Origin of the sequence: Rhodovulum euryhalinum (genome assembly GCF_004342445.1) — a bacterium.
Lineage (GTDB): Bacteria > Pseudomonadota > Alphaproteobacteria > Rhodobacterales > Rhodobacteraceae > Rhodovulum > Rhodovulum euryhalinum.
Map to the genome: position 1 here is coordinate 75412 of NZ_SLWW01000004.1, position 17696 is coordinate 93107.

The window sequence follows — 17696 nt, forward strand, 5'->3', positions numbered from 1 at the left end:
CGGGCTATACATGCTCAGAGCGGTGCGCCCCGGTCAAGGGGCGGCGGCGCGGGCAATCCCCGCGCGAGGCAGAAGGCAAGAGGCGCAAGGCCACAACCCGAAGGAGCGAGGCATGGGCAGGGGTCTGTTCAGCGGGATCGTCTGGGGCATCTTCGTGACCGGACTGTCGCTGGTTGCGCTGGCGCTGGTGGTGCCGGCGCCGACCGGCCCGTCCTTGCCGGGCGAGGCGCCCGCGCCGCAACTGGCCGCGCGTCCCGAGGCGCCCGCCGCGCAGGCGCCAGACCCCGCCGCGGCGCCGCCGGAGCCAGCGTCGCGTCCCGTCCCAGCGCCCGCGCCCGAGGCCGCACCCGCCACCGATATCGAGCTGCCGCCCGGCTCGGAGTTCAACCGCCCGCCACCCGAGCGCGAGGCAAGCCTGCCGGGGGCCGAGCCCGAGCCGCAGGGCGCGCCGCCGGTGCGCGGCCCCGAGGCGGCAGGGGCGCTCGCCGAGGCGCCCTTGCCCGACACGGCGCCCGCCGCCGCGCCCGAACCGGTGACGACCGGCCCCGACGGGCTGGCCCCGCCGCTGTCCGCCGAGCCGCCGCCCGATCTGGCGGCCGACGAGACGTATCAGCCACCCTCGGGCACGTCTGGTCCAGCGGCGCTGCGGACCGGCCCGGTACCGGCCGCCCCGCGCCCCGCCGATGTCCCGGCGGCCGAACGCGCCGAGGCCTGGGAACAGCCGGAACCCGCCATGCCGCAGGCCGCCGCGCCGGTCGATGCGCCCGCGCCGCATGGGGGCGCGCTGCCGCGGGTGCGCCCGCTGCCGGGAACGCCCGGCGCAGCCCCGATCCCGCCCGAACCCGAGGCCGAAGCCGCGATGCCAGCGGCGGACGACGCGGAACAAGCCCCGCGTGCCGATGGCGCTCTGCGCATCCCGGCGCCGGGCGGCGGGACGGCGGTTCCGGATATCCGCATCGGCCGGCTGCCAACGGCAGCAGATGACGCTATGGCCCCCGCGCCCGAGGCAGAGCCCGCCGCGCCGCCGCCCGAGTCGCCAGAAAGCGCCGCCGCCGAGCCCGGGGAGGCGGCCCCTGAGCAGGGTCTCGGCGCGCTTGCCCGGAACGCGGTGCCGTTCCAGCCCGATCCGGGACGGCCGCTGTTCTCGGTGATCCTGATCGACGCGGGCGAGCAGGGGCTCGACCGCGAGACGCTGATGACCTTTTCGTTCCCGGTGACCTTTGCGGTCGATCCGATGCGGCCGGATGCGGCCGAGACGGTCGCGGCCTATCGCGCGGCGGGCTACGAGGTGGTGCTGCTGGCCGCCGGACTGCCCGAAGGCGCGGTGCCCAGCGATCTGGAGGTGGCGCTGGCGGCGCGTGAGACGCTTCTCGGCCAGACCGTGGCGGTCATGGATGTGCAGCGCGGCGGTTTTCAGGACGACCGCGCGCTCACCGCGCAGATGGTGGATTTCGCCAAGGCGTCCGGGCACGGGATCGTCACCTATGACCGCGGACTGAATGCCGCCGCGCGCCTGGCGGGGCAGGCGGGGGTGCCGCAGGCGACGGTGTTCCGGATTCTCGACGAGGACCGGCCGAACGCCCCTACGATCCGCCGCATCCTGGACCGTGCGGTGTTCAAGGCGCGTCAGGATGGCTATGTGATGATGGTGGGCCACAGCTATTCCGACACGGTGACGGCGCTCTATTCCTGGGCGCTTGAGGCAGAGGCCGAGGCGGTCGAGCTTGCGCCGGCCTCTGCGGTGCTGCGCCGGCGCTGATACCGCCTGCGCTGCGCGGGCCGGGGGGCGGTCAGGGAATCGGGGTGGACGACATGGCAGACCCGCTTAACCTGCCTTGTGCGCCCCTTGGTGGTCTTGGCCGAGGTCGAAATCGGGCAGGCTGTCGAGCGCGGTCTTGAGCGCCTCGCCCCAGCCTGCCGAGATCGCCTGGTAATAGGGATCGTTTGCCGCGATCCGAAGCCCGGGCTCCAGCGTGAAGCTGCCCGCCTCGTAAAGCTGCACGTCGAAGGGCGGCGCCACCGACAGGTTTGCCTTGACCGTGCTGTCGAAGCTGACCAGCAGAAGCTTGACCACGCTTTCAAAGCTCATCGCCCGGTCATAGGCCCGCACCAGGATCGGACGGCCGTATTTCGTTTCGCCGATCTGGAAGAAGGGGGTGTCGCCGCCCGCTTCGATGAAGTTGCCCTCGGGATAGATCAGGAACAGCCGCACCGGCCCGCCCTTGATCTGGCCGCCGAGGATCAGCGTGGCGTTGAATGTCCCCTCGGCGCGCTGGCCCTGCGTGCCGGGCTGCGCGATCACGCCGCGCAGGGTCTCGGCCACCAGGCGCGCGGCCTGGAACATCGACGGCACGGCAAGGATCGAGGGCTCGCGCTCGTCAACCGCCTTGGTCCGCTCGTCCAGCAGGCTGACGACCGACTGGGTCGTGGCCAGGTTGCCCGCGGTCATCAGCATCAGCACCCGTTCGCCGGGTACGGACCAGGTGAACATCTTGCGGAAGGTCGAGATGTTGTCGATGCCCGCATTGGTGCGGGTATCGGCCATCATCACCAGCCCCCGGTCCAGCATCAGCCCGACGCAATAGGTCATTGCCCGTCCCTTCGGCAGCTATTGCTGCGCCACCTCGATCTCGACCGACAGCGCCTCGCCTGCGCCGCCGATCCGCGTGCCCCGGACGGGCGCCGCTTCGTCATAGTCGAGCCCGGTCGCCACCCGCACATAGCGGATGTCGGGACAGATTCCGTTTGCGGCGTCGAAACCGACCCAACCGAGCCCGTCGAGATGCGCCTCGGCCCAGGCGTGCATCGCGTCCTGCTCGATCCGGTCGTCCATCCTGAGATAGCCCGAAACGTAGCGGGCCGGAAAGCCCATCTCGCGGGCACAGGCGACGAAGACATGGGTATGATCCTGGCAGACGCCGCGCCCGGTGGCCACGGCCTCTTCGGCGGTGGCGCCGGCATCGGTTGCGCCGATCTCGTAGACCACCGCCTGCAGGATCATCCGCGACAGCTCATGCAGCCGGGCAAGGTCGGTCTCACCCTTCACCTCGCGGATCAGCGCCCGGCAGCCCTGGCCCGCCCTGGTCCGCGCCGTCGCGCGGCGGAACAGCCAGAGGGGGGCAGGCCCGCGGTGGGGGCCCACGACACCATGGGTCTCGGTGATCTCGATCTCTCCCTCCGAGCGCACGGTCAGTTCGGTCGCGTCGCGCTCGAAGCTGATGAGGTCCACCGTGTTGTGGTTGTGATCCTCGAAGCTCAGTTCCTTCCGGCCGCCCTCGACGTCGGTCTTCCAGGCGATGACGGTCTGCTGGTGGCTGGATTTCGGCGTCTTGCGCAACTGTTGCAGCCCGTAGGTGACCGGGTTGTCGAAGCGGTAGCGGGTCGTGTGGCGGATCCTCAGGCGCATGGGCTCACTCGTAGAACCTGTAGTCGATCTCGATCTGGTGGCCCAGCGCGGCAAGCGCGGCCAGGATGTCCTGCAGGTATTCATGCAGGCCGTACTCGAAGATCGAGTCGATGTCATGCGACATGAAGCGGCGGACCAGCGTGTCCGCCTGCGCGTGGCTGGGGTGGTGCACGCCGTAATCGGAGCCGAGATAGGTAAGATTGTCCCGGATCTTGGTGATCGAGAACCGCAGGCTGCGCGGCATCCGCCGGTCGAGGATCAGGAAGCGCGCGATATCCACGGGGCTGGCCTGGCTGCCATGCACCATGCGGAACCCGCCGCGCGCCGAGACCGCGCGCAGGATGGTTTCCCACTGGACGTTGTCGATCGAACTGCCCACCGAATTCACCGAGGGCAGCAGGACATAGTACTTGACGTCCAGGATGCGCGAGATGTTGTCGGCGCGTTCCAGGTAGGTGCCGATCCGGGCAAAGTTGAAGATGTCGTTGCGCAGCATCGTGCCCTGGGTCGTTCCCCGCACCAGCGCGGTGTGCTGCTGGATGCAGTCGATCGCGGCGGGCAGGTCGCGTTCGCCGACCTTGCGGGCCAGCCGTTCGCGTACCTGCATGTAGCAGCGGTTCATCGCCTCCCACACGTCATGGGTCAGCGCGGTGCGCACCAGCCGCGCGTTCTGCCGCGCCGCCGAGATCGTCGACAGGACCGACGAGGGGTTGTCCCTGGCCCGCAGCATCCAGTCGATCGCGGATTCCTTGGTGACCTCTTCGTGCCGGGCAAGATAGCCGTCCGCCACGCCCGCGGTCTGCATGATCGAGATCCATTCCCCGACCGAACTGTCCAGCCGGGTCAGTGCAATGCGCTGGCCGGTCTCGACCAGGCGCGAGGTATTCTCGGCCCGTTCGAGGGACCGGTACATCCAGAACAGCCCGTTCGCGGTCTTGCCAAGCATCCCCATCAGTCCTCGAGCACCCAGGTATCCTTGGTGCCGCCCCCCTGGGACGAATTCACCACCAGCGAGCCCTTCTTGATCGCGACCCGCGTCAATCCACCGGGCGTGATGTTGATCCCCTGCGGGCTGACCAGCACGAAGGGGCGCAGATCGACATGGCGCGGCGCAAGCCCGTTGCGGGTAAAGATCGGCACGGTCGACAGCGACAGCGTGGGCTGGGCAATGTAGTTGCCCGGCCGTGCCTTGAGCTTGGCCTTGAACTCGGCCAGGTCCTTGCGGGTGGCGGCCGGCCCGATCAGCATGCCGTAGCCGCCCGAGCCGTGCACCTCCTTGACCACCAGTTCGGCGAGGTTGTCCAGCACATAGGCCAGCGCGTCGGGTTCGGAACAGCGCCAGGTCGGCACGTTTTCCAGGATCGCCTTCTCGCCGGTGTAGAATTCGACGATGTCAGGCATGTAGCTGTAGATCGCCTTGTCGTCGGCGATGCCGGTGCCGGGCGCGTTGGCGATGGTGATCCGGCCCGCGCGGTAGACATCCATGATGCCGGGGATGCCGAGCGCGGAGTCCGGGTTGAAGTTCAGCGGATCGAGAAAGTCGTCGTCCACCCGGCGATACAGCACGTCGATCGGCTGATAGCCTTGCGTGGTGCGCATCGCCACCTTGCCGTCAACCACGCGCAGGTCGTGGCCCTCGACCAGTTCCACCCCCATCTGGTCGGCGAGGAAGGCGTGTTCGAAATAGGCCGAGTTGTAGATGCCGGGCGTCAGCACCGCGACAGTGGGCGTATCGGCGCCGTTGGGCGCGCAGGCCGCAAGCGACCGGCGCAGGTCGGTGGGGTAGGACTGCACCGGCTGCACCCGGTTCTGCGAGAACAGTTCGGGGAACATCTGCAGCATCGTCTCGCGGTTCTCCAGCATGTAGCTGACCCCGGACGGCGTGCGGGCGTTGTCCTCAAGCACGTAGAACTGGTCGTCTCCGGTGCGCACCAGGTCGATGCCGACGATATGCGTGTAGGTGCCGCCCGGCGGCTTGACCCCGATCATCTGCGGCAGGAAGGCGTCGTTCCTGGCGATCGCCTCTTCGGGGATGCGGCCGGCGCGGATGATCTCCTGCCGGTGGTAGATGTCGTAGAGGAAGGCGTTGATCGCGCGCACCCGCTGTTCGATCCCGCGCGACAGGCGCTGCCATTCGCGGCCCGAGATGATGCGCGGGATGATGTCGAACGGGATCAGGCGTTCCTCGGCCTCGGCGCGGCCGTAGACGTTGAAGGTGATGCCGGTCAGCCGGAACACCTCCTCGGCCTCGCGCTGCTTGGCGCGCAGCCGGGCGATGTCCTCGCCCTCCAGCCAGCTCTGGAAACGGCCGTAGGGCTGCCGCAGCGTCCCGCCCCGGCCCCACATCTCGTCGAAGAATTGCCTCTCGCTCATGGGCCTACGCTAGAAAGGCGCAGGGGCGGCGGCAATATGGAAGCTGCAAGGCGGGGGCGGGATTCCGTGCACCTGCCTGTTTTTTGGGCATGGGCACCGCGGGGGTCGTGGCGGCGGCGGCGCGTTCAACGCATCTTCCGGGTCTCGTTGATCCAGTCGACCATGGCGGCGTCGATCCCGCTCAGGATCTCGACCGCCCGGGCGGGGTCGTCGTGATTCACCAGCGCATCCAGCGCCATGTGCAGTGCCCGGTGCATCTGCTGCACCCCGTCAAGCGCCTCGCGATTGGCGACCTTGTGCATTTCCGCCGTTCCCTGCCTGAGCGAACCGTCCCGGGGCCGACTCTTGCGCCAATTCTGCGGCGGGATCAATGCGAAGCGCCGGTTTGCGCCGGCCTGCCGGACCTGCCCCCGGGGCCGTCGCCGATGGCCTCGGGCAGGCCGAACATCGCGCAGACGTCGCTGGCGATGGCGACCGCGGCCGGCGCCCCGGGGCCGAGGCCCGCCGCCAAAACCGTGTCGGTAACGCTCGTCGCCATGTCGACGAGGGCCAAGAGGGCGGTCGGGGTGGTCTGGCGCGCATGGTCGATCGCGTCCGTACAGAGATCGTAGCCGGTAAAGCGGCTTTCGGCACCCGCCGATCCGAGGCAACCTTCGACCGGAGAATGTGGCGGGAGAGACCCCATAGCCAACCTGCACAAGCGTCGTTCAAGGGGTCCGGGCGCCCTGGAACCCCTCCAGCACCGAGCTCAGGTTCGCGCCCAGCCCCTCGCAGATATAGCCGCCTTCCTGCACGAAAAGCGTGGGCACCCCCAGGCCCGCGATCGCCGCGCCGATCCGCGCAAAGCCGGGCGTGGTGACCGCGAGCCCCTTGAACGGGTCGCCCTCGTAGGCGTCGAGCCCGAGCGCCACGACCAGCGCGTCGGTGCCGTAATCCGCGATCCGCCCGAGTGCGGTATCGAGCGCCGCAAGATAGGCCTCGTCGCCGGTGCCGCGCGGCAGCGGCAGGTTCAGGTTGGCCCCCAGCCCGCGCCCCTCGCCGCGCTCCTGCGCATGGCCCCAGAAGAACGGGTAGAAGCGGGCGGGATCGGCGTGGATCGAGACCGTCAGCACGTCGTCGCGGGAATAGAACAGACCCTGCGTGCCGTTGCCATGATGCACGTCCACATCAAGGATCGCGGGCCGCAACCCGGCCGCGCGCAACCGCTCTGCGGCGATCCCCGCATTGTTCAGAAAGCAGAAGCCCCCGGCAAGGTCGGCAAAGGCATGGTGCCCGGGCGGGCGGCACAGCGCATAGGCGGCGGGGGCGCCGCCCGCCACCAGATCGGCCCCAGCAATCGCCGTCTGCGCCGACCAGTAGGCCGCCTCCCAGGTGCCCTCGGCGATCGGGCAGGCGGTGTCGGCCTGGTGGAATCCCGCCTGGCCCACGGCGGATTTCGGGTAGCCGTCGGTGCGGTTGGCGGGGTGGATGTTCGGGATCACCTCCTCGCCCGCGCCCTCGATCCGGCGCCAGCGGGTATAGATGTTGCGCAGGAAGCTCAGGTATTCGGCGCTGTGAACCGCGGCGATCGGGCCCATACCCGCATCCGCGGGCGCCGCGAAGACACAGCCCGCCGCCTCGGCCGCGGATTTCAGAACCTCGATGCGCCGGGGCTGTTCGGGGTTGGGCAGACGCGCGCCGTTCGCCATGAAATGCTTCGGATCGTGGCGCCATTGCCGGTCGTCGAACACCGCCTTCATCTTTGTCCTTTCAGGGCGTCCAGCCCGCTTTCGTCCAGGGTCATCAGGATTTCCTTGCCGTCCGCGGCCAGCCCCAGCCGCCGGTAGAAGCGCAGCGCCGCCGGGTTGTCGTCATAGACCACCAGCCGCAGGAAGCGCGCGTCCCAGAGCCTTGCCGCCTCTGCCGCCGCACCGGCAAGCAGGCGCCGGCCCAGCCCCCGGCCGCGCGCCGCGCGCGCCACCCACAGGTCCGAGACATAAAGCCCCGCCGCGCCGCGAATGGTCGAGAAGATCGGCGAGAACACCGCAACACCGGCAAGATCGCCGCCCGCCTCGGCCAGCACCGCGTGGGCCAGCGGCCGGTCGCCGGTCAGCGCCCGCCGCAGGTCGTCCGCCCGCGCCCGGTATGGGTCGCCGAGATCGGCCGAGAGCTGCCTCAGCCCCCGGTCGAGCCGTTCCAGGTCATCCATGTCCGGGCGCCGGATCGTCACCTTGTCCATGGCTCAGAACGCCGTCCTGCCGGCGCCCTTCAGGCGCAGCATCGCGCGGGTCTCTTCGGGGGTGGCGGGGGTGCGGCCCAGCGCCTCGACAAGGCCGCGCACCTTGTCGACCTGTTGGGCGTTGCTTGTCGCAAGCGTTCCCCGCGCGATCGTCAGGCTGTCCTCCAGCCCCACGCGCACATGCCCCCCCATGGCGGCCGCCTGCGCCGCCATCGGCATCTGCGCCCGCCCCGCGGCCAGCACCGAAAACATGTAGTCGCCGCCGAACAGCTTGTCCGCCAGCCGGACCATGTGGGTCAGGTTCTCGGGATCGGCGCCCATCCCCCCCAGCACGCCAAAGACGAACTGGATGAAGAAGGGCGGGTCGACCAGCCCGCGCCCGGCGAAATGCGCCAGCATGTAGAGATGGCCCATGTCGTAACATTCGAACTCGAACCGGGCGCCGCGGCGCTGGCCCAGCGCGGTCAGAACGGTCTCGATGTCGCGCGGCGTGTTCTTGAACACCAGATCGTCCGTGCCCTCCAGAAAGGGCCTTTCCCAGTCGTGCTGCCACTCGGCCACCCGTGCGGCCATCGGGTACAGCGCGAAATTCATCGTGCCCATGTTCAGCGAGCACATCTCGGGTTCCGCCGCCATCGGCGCGGCAAGCCGGTCGTCCAGCCCCATCACCGCGCTGCCGCCGGTGGACAGGTTCAGCACCGCGTCGCAGCCCGCCTTCAGCCGCGGCAGGAAGGCCATGAAATGGCCCGGATCGGCCGAGGGGCGCCCGTTGGCCGGGTCGCGCGCGTGCAGGTGCAGGATCGCCGCCCCCGCCCGGGCCGCCGCCAGCCCCTGCGCGACGATCTGGTCGGGCGTCACCGGCAGGTGGGGCGACATGCTGGGCGTGTGGATCGAGCCGGTCAGCGCGCAGGTGATGATGATCTTCGACATGTCTTACGCGCCGACCGCCAGGGCGGGGGCCACCTCGGCCATGAACTGCGCAAGCGACAGATCCAGCAGTTCGGTGATCTCGTCGATATGCGCCTCGGTCACGATCAGCGGCGGGCAGACCAGGACGTGATCGCCCTCGACCCCGCCCCTCGTGCGCCGGGAATAGACGATCAGCCCGTTGTCATAGGCGATCTGCACGAACCGGTCATGCGCCTTCAACTCGCGCGGCAACGGCGTCAGCGTCTGCGGATCCGACACGAACTCGAAGGCCAGCAACAGCCCCTTGCCGCGCACGTCGCCGATGATCGGATAGCGCGCCATCAGCCCGTCGAGCCGGGCCTTGAGCACCGCGCCCATCGCCCGGGCATTGGCGCAGAGGCCCTGCCGGTCGACCTCTTCCAGAACCGCGACGCCCGCCGCGCAGGCCAGTGGATTGCCCGCATAGGTGAAGCCGTGCTGGAATCCGCCTTCGTCCAGAACCGGGTCCACCAGCCGCTCATGCGCCACCATCGCGCCCAGCGGCACGTAGCCCGCGGCATAGCCCTTGGACATCACGATCAGGTCGGGCGTGACGCCCCAATGTTCGGTCGCGAGGAACCGCCCGGTCCGGCCGACGCCCGTCATCACCTCGTCGGCGATCATCAGGATGCCGTGTTCATCGCAGATCTCTCGCACCCGCTCCATGTAGCCCGCGGGTGGGACCAGCGCGCCGGTGGACGCGCCGCCCACCGGTTCGACGATGAAGGCCAGCACGGTCTCGGGGCCCTCCTGCAACAGGCAGTCCTCCAGCATGTCGGCATAGTGCAGGCCGGTCAGCGGATCGGCCGGGTCGAGCCCGTCGAGATAGGCGCGGGGGGCGGGGATCTTGGGCATCGGCCGCATCATCGGGTCGAAGGGCGCGGTCAGCGGCGCATAGCCGGTGATCGCCAGGGCCCCCAGCGTGCAGCCGTGATAGGACGGCGTGCGCGAGATCACCTTCCAGCGCTGGCCCTGTCCCGTGGCGACCGCCCATTGCCGCGCCAGCTTCATCGCGCTTTCCACCGCTTCGGAGCCGCCCGAGACGAAGAACACGCGGTTGAGCCCCTCGGGCGTGCGGGCGGCGGTCATGGCCGCGAGCTTTTCCGAGGCTTCCGTCTCGAAGTGCAGCCGGTAGCCAAAGGTCGCGCGTTCCATCTGTTCGCGCATGGCGGCCAGCACGTGGGGGTTGGAATGGCCGATATTGCAGACCATCGCGCCCGACGAGCCGTCGAGATAGCGCTTGCCATCCACGTCCCACATGTAGACGCCGCGGGCCTGGTCGAGCACGGGCTTGCGGGTGCGGCCCTGGTAGAAGAGGTGGCTGGGCGGTCGGTCGGTCATGCGTGTCCTCAAGCGGGCAGGGCGGTGCAGTCCCGCGGCCGCAGCCGCAGCGAGACGGCCGTACCCTCGGGGAAGGGGCGTTCGTCGATCATGTTGATGGCCTGAAGCTGGGTGTCGCCCGCGCGCACGAAATAGCGCACGGCCTGGCCCTGGTAATCGACGGTCTCTACCGTGGCGTCGACCGCGATGGCGCCGTTCGCGGGGGTCTCGGCGCGGGCCAGCAGCAGCTTTTCCGCCCGCAGCACCAGTTTCGCGGGGCCTTCGCCGGTCACCAGCGGCGCCTTCTCGGCGGGCACGGCGACCTGGCCGAAGATGTCGGCCTCCAGCGCGACGTGGCCGTTGGCGCGGCCGGTGCAGCGGGCGGGCAGGATGTTGGAGGCGCCCAGGAAATTGGCGACGAACTCGCTGGCGGGCGTGTTGTAGACCACTTCCGGCGGGCCGACCTGTTCGACGCGGCCCTCGCTCATCACGACGATCTGGTCGGACATCGCCAGCGCCTCGGACTGGTCGTGGGTGACGAAGACGGTGGTCACGCCGATCCGGTCCTGGATGCGTTTCAGTTCCACCCGCATGTCCTCGCGCAGGTTGGCGTCCAGCGCCGAGAGCGGTTCGTCCAGCAGCAGCACGTCGGGTTCGATCACGATGGCGCGGGCCAGCGCGATGCGCTGCTGTTGACCGCCCGAAAGCTGCTTGGGGTAGCGCGCGCCCACGTCGGGCAGTTGCACCAGCGCCAGTGCCTCGGCCACGCGGCGGGCCGCGTCATCCTTGGCCACGTCGCGGTATTTCAGGCCGAAGGCCACGTTTTCGGCCACGGTCTTGTGCGGGAAGAGGGCATAGTTCTGGAACACGATGCCGAGATTGCGCTTGTGGATCGGCACGTCGTTGACCCGTTTCCCGTTGATCTCGATATCGCCCTCGGTGGGGTCGAGAAGCCCCGCGATCATCCTGAACGTGGTGGTCTTGCCGCAGCCCGACGGCCCCAGCAGCGTCACGAATTGCCCCTCGGGGATTTCCAGCGAGGTCTTGTGGACGGCGGTGAAGCTGCCGAAGCGTTTGACGATGTCACGCAGGAAGACGGAACTCATGGGCCGGACCTTTCAGGGGGGCGCCCCCGCCGCGACCGGCGGGGGCGGGGGCTCTAGTACCCCTTTTGCACGCGGCCGAAGGTCTTGGACCATTCCGCCTCGTTGCCGTTCCAGTAGGGCGGGTCGAAGAAGTTCAGCCCCGCCAGCGTGCCGGTCGGGTCGAAGGCGGGCAGCGCCTTCACCTTCTCGGTCAGTTCCACCTTGTTGGGGTCGAGCGCGGGCGGGTAGTTCTGCCCCTCGGCCACCGCGATCGACGTCTCGGGCGAGAGCATGAAGTTCAGCAGTTCCTCACATTCCGGCATCGGCGAGCCGCGCAGCACGAACAGACATTCCTGCCAGCCGAGGCCGCCCGGCGGGTCGTAATAGCCGATGTCGTGGCCCTGGTCCTGCAACGCCTTGACCCGGCCCGACCAGGCCTCGGTGACATAGATCTCTTCCTCGGCCAGAAGGCTCATCAGTTCCGCCCCCGAGCCCCAGTATTTCAGCGCGATGTCGCGATGGGTGCGGATCGCGTCCCAGACGGCGTCCATGTCCTCGATGCCGTTCGGGTCCTGCCCGGTCTGCAGCGCGGCATACCAGATCCGCGTTTTCCACTCGCCCCAGCCGCCGATCTTGCCCTTCAGGGCCTCGTCGATCAGCAGCATGGCGCCCTTTTCCTTCATCTCGTCGTCCGAGATGTGCTTGCGGTTATAGGCCAGCCCCGTGGTGCCATAGTCGTAGGGCACCGCCGACAGCGTGCCGCCGGTGGGCTTGCGCAGCACGTCGACCAGCGCCGGGATCACGTTGGCGAGGTTGGGGATGTTGTCCTCGTTCAGTTCCGAGGAAAGTTCGAGGTTGTGGTAGCGGACATAGTCGAACACGCCCGACAGGTGCGCGATGTTGAACTCGCCGGGTTGGCTGGCCTTGACGCGGCTGATGTATTCGTCGGCCCCGCCGAAGGTGCCGTCGACCACGTTCACGCCGGTCGCCGCGGTGTAGGGATCGAAGGCGTATTCGCGGAACGCCTCGGACACCACGCCGCCCCAGCCGTCGAAGCGGACCTGTTCTGCCGCGGCGCGGGCGTATTTCGCGAACGGCGTCTGCACGCCATAGGCCAGCCCCGCCGCACCCAGCAGCCCGAGGAAGCCGCGCCGGTCGAGATCGCCGTTCAGGTAACGCTCGCGCAGGCGTTCGTAGCGGGTGGTATCGTCCATCTTGCGTGTCATGGTTTTCTCCTTGTTGGGGTTTCTCGTTGGTTCGGGCGCGGTTCTCAGCCGCCGCGCCTCCGGGCAAGGGATCGGGCCAGCGCCGCGCCCAAGAGCGGCAGTCCCACGGTCATCACGATCATCACTGTCCCCAGCGCGTTGATCTCGGGGCTGATCGAATTTCTCAGCATCGCGAAGATCTGGGTCGGCACGGTCTCCACCCCGCCGGGTTTCCAGAACAGCGTGCCGGTGATGTCGTCGAAGCTGATGGTGAAGGCGAAAAGCGCACCGGCCAGCACCGCGGGCAGCATGAGCGGCAGCGTCACCTCGAAGAAGGTCTGGCGCGGGCTGGCGCCGAGGCTCAGCGCGGCCTCCTCGATGTCGCGGCGGATGCCCACCAGGCGGGCCTGCACCACGAGGATCACGAAGGGCAGGGTAAAGATCACGTGCCCCGCCAGAAGCAGGGCGAAGCTCTTGTTCACGTTCAGGAAGTTCAGGAACAACAGCAGCGCGACGGCGAGCACGACCTCGGGCACCAGGATCGGCGCGATCAGCAGCGTCGAGATGAAATTGGCCCCCGGCACCCGGTAGCGGACGAGGGCGAGGCTCGCCAGAACGCCCAGCGTGGTCGAGATGATCGCGGTCAGCGTCCCGAGGATGATCGAGGTGCGAAAGGCGCGCAGGATCGCCTCGTTCTGCGCCAGTTCCGCGAACCAGCGGAAGGAAAAGCCGGTCATCGGAAAGCTGCCGAACTGGCTGGCGTTGAACGACAGCAGCACCACCACCGCCACGGGCAGGAACATGAAGGCATAGACCAGCAGGGTCCAGAGGCGCACCAGTTGCCAGCCCATCAGCCCAGCCCCTTCATCAGCTGCGCCATGCCCAGATAGCGGTTGTAAAGCAGCACAAGCGCGCCGAGGACGGCCAGCAGCATCAGCGACAGCGCGCTGCCCAGCGGCCAGTTCAACTGGGTGATGATCGCCTCGAACACGAGATTGGCGAACATCGCGTCCGTGGGGCCGCCGAGGACCAGCGGCGTGATATAGGTGCCCGCGCCGAGGACGAAACACAGCAGGCCCCCCGCGGCCAGGCCCGGCAGCGACAGCGGCAGCGTCACCTGCAGGAACGCCTGCCAGCGCGTGGCCCCCAGCGAATTGGCGGCGTCCTCCAGCGTGGTGTCGATGCCATCGAGGCTGACAAAGACGTTCAGCACCATGAAGGGCAGAAGGAAATGCACCAGCCCCAGGATCACGGTGGTCTCGTTGTAGAGCATCTGGATCGGCTCGGCGACGATGCCGAGGCTCGTCAGCACCCAGTTTACCGCCCCCGACACGCCCAGGATGTTGATCCAGCTCATCGTGCGGATGATGTAGCTGATCCAGAAGGGAAGCATCAGCAGGAGCAGCAGGATCGCCTTGTTTCCCCTTGATCTTGCGATGAAATAGGCCGCCGGATAGCCCATCAGCGCGCAGACCAGCGTGGTGATCGCGGCGATCTTCAGCGTGTTCAGCAGGATGTCGCGGTAGAACGGGTCACTCAGCGCCTCGGCCCAGTTGTCGAGGTAGAACCCCGCCTGATCGGCCCCCGTCGCGGTGCGCAGCCAGAAGGAATAGACCAGGATGAATCCGAGCGGCACGAACAGCAGCAGCGCGACCGCCGACAGGGCCGGGGACAGTAGTATCCAGGGCTGACGCGCTTCGCGGGATTCGACGGACATGCCGACCTTTCGATGCGGGGTGTTGCGCAAAGCGTGGCGGGATGCCAGACATAGAGCAAATAGATAATCGGAATTATGGATATCATTTCTGTCTATGGACCGGCCCGCCAACCCGCCCGAACGCCTGGTGCGCGAGCTTGACTGGAACCTGCTCCGGACCTTCGTGGTGCTGGCCCAGGCGGGATCCGTGACCGGCGCGGCCGAGCGGCTGCGGCTGAAACAGCCCACCGTCTCGGCCGCGCTGAAACGGCTGGAGGATCGGCTGGGCCGGCGTCTGATCGACCGGCGGCCGGGGCATTTCGCGCTGACCGAGGCGGGCGCGTTGCTCTACCGCGAGGCGGTCGATATCCAGGGCTCGATCCTGCGGCTGTCCACCCTGATCCGCGAGGTCACCGACGAGGTGCAGGGCCATGTCCGCATCGCGGTGGCCAGCCATGTCGTCTGCCCGCTGTTCGACCGGGCGCTGGCGGCGTTTCACGCCCGCCATCCGCGGGCGACGCTGTCGCTCGACGTGATGCCCAGCCGGGCGGCGCTGGCCGCGGTGTCCGAAAAGGCCGCGACGCTGGCCATCTGTCTGGTGCGGCAGCGCAATCCCGCGCTGGAATACCTGCGGCTCTACCGCGAGTTCTTTGGCCTCTACTGCGGCCCGCCGCACCCGCTGTTCGGCCGCGCGGGGCTGACGCTCGACGATCTGAAGGGGCTGCCCTCGGTCAGTTTCGAGACCGACCGGCTTCAGGATGTCCTGCGCCCGGTGACCCTGATGCGCGCCGAGGCGGAACTGGGCGACCATATCGTGGGCCAGTCCAGCCACCTGGAAGAGGTGCGCCGGATGATCGTCGCGGGGCTGGGCGTGGGGCCGCTGCCGGTCCACGTGGTCCGGCGCGACGTCGAGGACGGCCTGTTGTGGCCGTTGCCGCCGCACGACCGGCAGCCCGCCATTGACGTCCATGTCGTGTGGAATCCGCGCGCGCGCATGAACCGGGCCGAGGACGCGATGCTGGCGACGCTCTCGGCGATGATCGAGGCGACGCCGATCGAGGCGCGCACCTACCGCTAGTCGGGCGGCCAGACATCGGCGCGGGGCAGCGCGGCCTTGACTGGTGTCCGTGATCGTCCTGCGCCGCGCAGCTGCCCCCCCCTTGGCGTCCGGCGGTCCGTTCCGGCGCCGCGGTCCAGGTCTGCGTTGCGATCAAGAGGATTCTTCCGACGTCGGCGGCGGGATCAAGGCCCTATCGGTCGGGCATGTCCTGTCATCCCTCAGGGCAAGGCCGGGAAATCCGCTCTCTGATGCGGCGCGACGAGCGCGCGCAGGCCCTCGGGCTCCAAAACCTCGACCCGGTCTCCCCACTGGTAGAGATGCCACGCCATTTCCAGCCATCCCGAGGCGTGGAAGCGGACGGTGAGCGACCCGTCCGGTTCATCGGTCATCTCCTGCCGCGGATGGAAGACGAATTCGCGGGCGATCGGGGCGGCCGAGGGGGCGAAGCGCCAGGCGACCTCGCCATATTCCGCCTCGGCGTGGAACGAGCCGAAGGCGCGGGCGGCATGGGTGTCGAGGTCGAACGCCGGATCGCGCTGGAACGAGTGCGGCTCCAGCCGGGCCGCGCCGACACGGTCGAGGCGGAAATGCCGGAACCGTCCGTCGCCGCCCTTTTCGCGGGCCACCAGGTACCTGCGGATGCCCAGCAGCAGGCCGTAGGGTTCGACCAGCCGCTCCCGCGGGGCGTTGTCCCGCTCGCCGACATAGGTGATGGTCAGCATGTTGGGCGCCTTCAATGCCTCGGCGATGGTGGCGAGGATGACGGGATCGGTGCGCACCCGCGGCCCGGGGCGCGAGGCGAAGCCATTGGCCTCCAGCACCGCCTCGGCATCGGCCTCGGCGCGGCGGGCGTGGGGGCCGGGCATGCTGGCCAGAAGGCGGTCGCGCAGCGAGGCCAGCGCTTTTTCCTCGTTACTGGCCCCGTCCCGCGCCGCGCGCCGGATCGCGATCTCGATCGCCGCAAGCTCGCTGTCGCGGATCCCGCGGGAAAGCATCAGGCGCGCATCCTGGCCGCGGAGCGTCCAGAACTTGCGCCTTTGCTCGTCGGTGCGGGTGGCGACATTGGGAAAGCAGTCCTCCAGCGCCTTGGTCATCCGCTGGGCGGTGCGCCGGTCGACGCCGAACTCCTCCTCGATGTCCTGCAAGGCGATGCCGAGGTGACGGGCGGACGCCATCTCGGCAAGACGAAGAAGGTCGGAAGCCTTGGCGAAGGAGGACATGGATACACCCCATGACAGGAACTGACACAGGGGGAGCGTAGGAATGTAGATGCGGCCTGTCGATCTGATTCCGCCCTCGAAGGATGGTATCAAGTGACGCGTTTCATGACGGTGAGGGTATTCGGCAGGCCGCACCGGACTTCGATCGGTGAAAACGCCCGGTCCTTGATCTCAATGCCGTGCCAAAATCCGCAAGGGCGCCCGTGGATCGCCGTTGTCCGTCATGGTCAAGGCTGCCCGGGCGGGGTGTTGGCCAAGTGATCACGACGCCATGGAAGCCGAACGGTGGACGTGCCAAGGGCCAGACGGTTTCGAACGCTCAATCTCCGGTGGGGGTGGCCATCTTCTTGGCCGGCTTGCCGGCTTTGGGAAGGGCTGCTTGCGCTGCCTCCTTCTCCATCCGGGCCGCGCGGAGTGTGGCCGTCTTGCTTTCGCGCGCCTCAGCTTCGGAGCGGATGATCTCTCGCGCCGTGCGATTCGTGGTATCGGCCTTGGTCTCTTGTTTCGTCGGGCGGAAGAGGGTGTCTTTGGTGACCATGGGATCTGTCCCTCCTGCTGGGGTCGGCGGCGCGTCTGGCCTTGGCGCCGGGTTCGGGCCGTGTGCCGCGCCATGTACCCTTCTATCGCAGCCGGGCGGTTCCATCAGCAAAATACTGCGGTCCCGGGAACTGCCCTCCAAAGCAGGGGTCGTGGCAAGGGCAGGGCGGCAGAAATACCGCCCTGCACGCTTGTCTTCAGGCGAGAACGAGGTTGGTCGCGCTTTCGCGGCCGTCCCGGCCGGACTCAACGTCGTAGGTCACTTTCTGATTGTCGGCGAGGCTGGTCAGACCCGCACGCTCGACAGCCGAGATGTGAACGAACACGTCCCTGCCGCCCGACGCGGGCTCGATGAAGCCGAAACCTTTGGTGCTGTTGAACCATTTCACGGTGCCATTGGCCATATCCGTGGTCTCCTGTTCTGTCGCTGCCCGCAGCATGCGGCAGCCCGGCAAAGTCAGTCTTAATCGATCACCTGAGAGCCGGGTAAACGGAAGCAGTGGTTCGAGAGAGAATAACGTTAGCCAAACCCAAATGGGGAGTTCCGGGCGGTAATGCAAGGGGGAGGCGAAAGAAAAGGATCTGAACCCTTGCCGCAGGTGCGGAGAGCGCGCACGCTGACCGGTGC

At 68.2% G+C, this 17696-nt stretch carries 19 protein-coding genes; 2 read left to right on the forward strand and 17 right to left on the reverse strand.

Annotation, left to right across the window (positions count from 1 at the left end; all coding sequences use genetic code 11):
- Window positions 1-112 precede the first annotated feature (112 nt).
- Entirely contained in the window at window positions 113-1759 is a 1647-nt protein-coding gene (locus EV655_RS06120; RefSeq protein WP_132542906.1) for a divergent polysaccharide deacteylase family protein, read from the forward strand.
- A 66-nt stretch (window positions 1760-1825) separates the two neighbouring features.
- On the opposite strand, the gene EV655_RS06125 is transcribed toward EV655_RS06120, so the two are convergent.
- The 14 genes from EV655_RS06125 to EV655_RS06185 form a co-directional block, all read right to left on the reverse strand.
- Window positions 1826-2590, reverse strand: a complete 765-nt coding sequence (locus EV655_RS06125) for a proteasome-type protease (RefSeq protein ID WP_132542908.1) — start codon at window positions 2588-2590, stop codon at window positions 1826-1828.
- 18 nt (window positions 2591-2608) lie between these two features.
- The gene (locus tag EV655_RS06130; protein WP_132542910.1) at window positions 2609-3406 is read right to left on the reverse strand and encodes a transglutaminase family protein; all 798 of its coding nucleotides are present in this window, start codon (window positions 3404-3406) and stop codon (window positions 2609-2611) included.
- A 4-nt stretch (window positions 3407-3410) separates the two neighbouring features.
- Window positions 3411-4352 carry an alpha-E domain-containing protein gene (locus EV655_RS06135; protein ID WP_132542912.1) on the reverse strand — a complete coding sequence of 314 codons (942 nt, stop codon included), beginning with the start codon at window positions 4350-4352 and terminating at the stop codon, window positions 3411-3413.
- Between the two features lie 5 nt (window positions 4353-4357).
- On the reverse strand, window positions 4358-5779 hold the full coding sequence (locus EV655_RS06140; protein WP_132542914.1) for a circularly permuted type 2 ATP-grasp protein: 1422 nt from the start codon (window positions 5777-5779) through the stop codon (window positions 4358-4360).
- A 125-nt stretch (window positions 5780-5904) separates the two neighbouring features.
- Entirely contained in the window at window positions 5905-6081 is a 177-nt protein-coding gene (locus EV655_RS18605; protein WP_165905287.1) for a hypothetical protein, read from the reverse strand.
- Window positions 6082-6146: 65 nt separating this feature from the next.
- Window positions 6147-6332: a hypothetical protein gene (locus EV655_RS06145; RefSeq protein ID WP_132542916.1), complete on the reverse strand. Its 186-nt coding sequence runs from the start codon at window positions 6330-6332 to the stop codon at window positions 6147-6149.
- 154 nt (window positions 6333-6486) lie between these two features.
- Window positions 6487-7518, reverse strand: coding sequence for a histone deacetylase family protein (locus tag EV655_RS06150; protein WP_132542918.1), 1032 nt, complete (start codon window positions 7516-7518; stop codon window positions 6487-6489).
- Window positions 7515-7997, reverse strand: coding sequence for a GNAT family N-acetyltransferase (locus EV655_RS06155; protein WP_132542920.1), 483 nt, complete (start codon window positions 7995-7997; stop codon window positions 7515-7517). Before EV655_RS06155 ends, EV655_RS06150 begins: the two co-directional genes overlap by 4 nt.
- 3 nt (window positions 7998-8000) lie before the next feature.
- Complete coding sequence (gene kce / locus EV655_RS06160) at window positions 8001-8927, reverse strand: 3,5-dioxohexanoate:acetyl-CoA acetone transferase (protein WP_132542922.1); 927 nt, start codon at window positions 8925-8927, stop codon at window positions 8001-8003.
- Window positions 8928-8930: 3 nt separating this feature from the next.
- Complete coding sequence (locus EV655_RS06165) at window positions 8931-10286, reverse strand: aminotransferase family protein (protein WP_132542924.1); 1356 nt, start codon at window positions 10284-10286, stop codon at window positions 8931-8933.
- Between the two features lie 8 nt (window positions 10287-10294).
- Window positions 10295-11371 carry an ABC transporter ATP-binding protein gene (locus EV655_RS06170; RefSeq protein WP_132542926.1) on the reverse strand — a complete coding sequence of 359 codons (1077 nt, stop codon included), beginning with the start codon at window positions 11369-11371 and terminating at the stop codon, window positions 10295-10297.
- A gap of 53 nt (window positions 11372-11424) precedes the next feature.
- Complete coding sequence (locus EV655_RS06175; RefSeq protein WP_243645004.1) at window positions 11425-12576, reverse strand: extracellular solute-binding protein; 1152 nt, start codon at window positions 12574-12576, stop codon at window positions 11425-11427.
- A 44-nt stretch (window positions 12577-12620) separates the two neighbouring features.
- Window positions 12621-13406, reverse strand: a complete 786-nt coding sequence (locus tag EV655_RS06180; RefSeq protein WP_132542928.1) for an ABC transporter permease — start codon at window positions 13404-13406, stop codon at window positions 12621-12623.
- Window positions 13406-14272 carry an ABC transporter permease gene (locus EV655_RS06185; RefSeq protein WP_132542929.1) on the reverse strand — a complete coding sequence of 289 codons (867 nt, stop codon included), beginning with the start codon at window positions 14270-14272 and terminating at the stop codon, window positions 13406-13408. Before EV655_RS06185 ends, EV655_RS06180 begins: the two co-directional genes overlap by 1 nt.
- A 94-nt stretch (window positions 14273-14366) precedes the next feature.
- On the opposite strand from EV655_RS06185, the gene EV655_RS06190 reads away from it, so the two are divergent.
- Window positions 14367-15329, forward strand: a complete 963-nt coding sequence (locus tag EV655_RS06190) for a LysR family transcriptional regulator (protein ID WP_132542931.1) — start codon at window positions 14367-14369, stop codon at window positions 15327-15329.
- Window positions 15330-15529: 200 nt separating this feature from the next.
- Here EV655_RS06190 and EV655_RS06195 read toward each other — a convergent pair whose 3' ends face one another.
- From EV655_RS06195 to EV655_RS06205, 3 genes are all read right to left on the reverse strand, one after another.
- Window positions 15530-16531 carry a helix-turn-helix transcriptional regulator gene (locus tag EV655_RS06195; protein ID WP_132542933.1) on the reverse strand — a complete coding sequence of 334 codons (1002 nt, stop codon included), beginning with the start codon at window positions 16529-16531 and terminating at the stop codon, window positions 15530-15532.
- A 319-nt stretch (window positions 16532-16850) separates the two neighbouring features.
- Window positions 16851-17069 (reverse strand): hypothetical protein, encoded by a 219-nt coding sequence (locus EV655_RS06200; protein ID WP_132542935.1) that lies wholly within the window; start codon window positions 17067-17069, stop codon window positions 16851-16853.
- Between the two features lie 196 nt (window positions 17070-17265).
- A complete protein-coding gene (locus tag EV655_RS06205) occupies window positions 17266-17472 on the reverse strand; it encodes a cold-shock protein (protein ID WP_132543262.1) in 207 nt (68 codons plus the stop codon).
- Window positions 17473-17696: the final 224 nt, after the last annotated feature.

Bases quoted from the DNA above. Each gene is read 5' to 3' on its own strand.
- EV655_RS06175 (WP_243645004.1), bottom strand. From the start codon at position 12,576: ATGACACGCAAGATGGACGATACCACCCGCTACGAACGCCTGCGCGAG.
- EV655_RS06185 (WP_132542929.1), bottom strand. From the start codon at position 14,272: ATGTCCGTCGAATCCCGCGAAGCGCGTCAGCCCTGGATACTACTGTCC.
- kce (WP_132542922.1), bottom strand. From the start codon at position 8,927: ATGTCGAAGATCATCATCACCTGCGCGCTGACCGGCTCGATCCACACG.
- EV655_RS06200 (WP_132542935.1), bottom strand. From the start codon at position 17,069: ATGGTCACCAAAGACACCCTCTTCCGCCCGACGAAACAAGAGACCAAG.
- EV655_RS06120 (WP_132542906.1), top strand. From the start codon at position 113: ATGGGCAGGGGTCTGTTCAGCGGGATCGTCTGGGGCATCTTCGTGACC.
- EV655_RS18605 (WP_165905287.1), bottom strand. From the start codon at position 6,081: ATGCACAAGGTCGCCAATCGCGAGGCGCTTGACGGGGTGCAGCAGATG.
- EV655_RS06170 (WP_132542926.1), bottom strand. From the start codon at position 11,371: ATGAGTTCCGTCTTCCTGCGTGACATCGTCAAACGCTTCGGCAGCTTC.
- EV655_RS06130 (WP_132542910.1), bottom strand. From the start codon at position 3,406: ATGCGCCTGAGGATCCGCCACACGACCCGCTACCGCTTCGACAACCCG.
- EV655_RS06180 (WP_132542928.1), bottom strand. From the start codon at position 13,406: ATGGGCTGGCAACTGGTGCGCCTCTGGACCCTGCTGGTCTATGCCTTC.
- EV655_RS06125 (WP_132542908.1), bottom strand. From the start codon at position 2,590: ATGACCTATTGCGTCGGGCTGATGCTGGACCGGGGGCTGGTGATGATG.
- EV655_RS06190 (WP_132542931.1), top strand. From the start codon at position 14,367: ATGGACCGGCCCGCCAACCCGCCCGAACGCCTGGTGCGCGAGCTTGAC.
- EV655_RS06140 (WP_132542914.1), bottom strand. From the start codon at position 5,779: ATGAGCGAGAGGCAATTCTTCGACGAGATGTGGGGCCGGGGCGGGACG.
- EV655_RS06165 (WP_132542924.1), bottom strand. From the start codon at position 10,286: ATGACCGACCGACCGCCCAGCCACCTCTTCTACCAGGGCCGCACCCGC.
- EV655_RS06155 (WP_132542920.1), bottom strand. From the start codon at position 7,997: ATGGACAAGGTGACGATCCGGCGCCCGGACATGGATGACCTGGAACGG.
- EV655_RS06205 (WP_132543262.1), bottom strand. From the start codon at position 17,472: ATGGCCAATGGCACCGTGAAATGGTTCAACAGCACCAAAGGTTTCGGC.
- EV655_RS06195 (WP_132542933.1), bottom strand. From the start codon at position 16,531: ATGTCCTCCTTCGCCAAGGCTTCCGACCTTCTTCGTCTTGCCGAGATG.
- EV655_RS06150 (WP_132542918.1), bottom strand. From the start codon at position 7,518: ATGAAGGCGGTGTTCGACGACCGGCAATGGCGCCACGATCCGAAGCAT.
- EV655_RS06135 (WP_132542912.1), bottom strand. From the start codon at position 4,352: ATGCTTGGCAAGACCGCGAACGGGCTGTTCTGGATGTACCGGTCCCTC.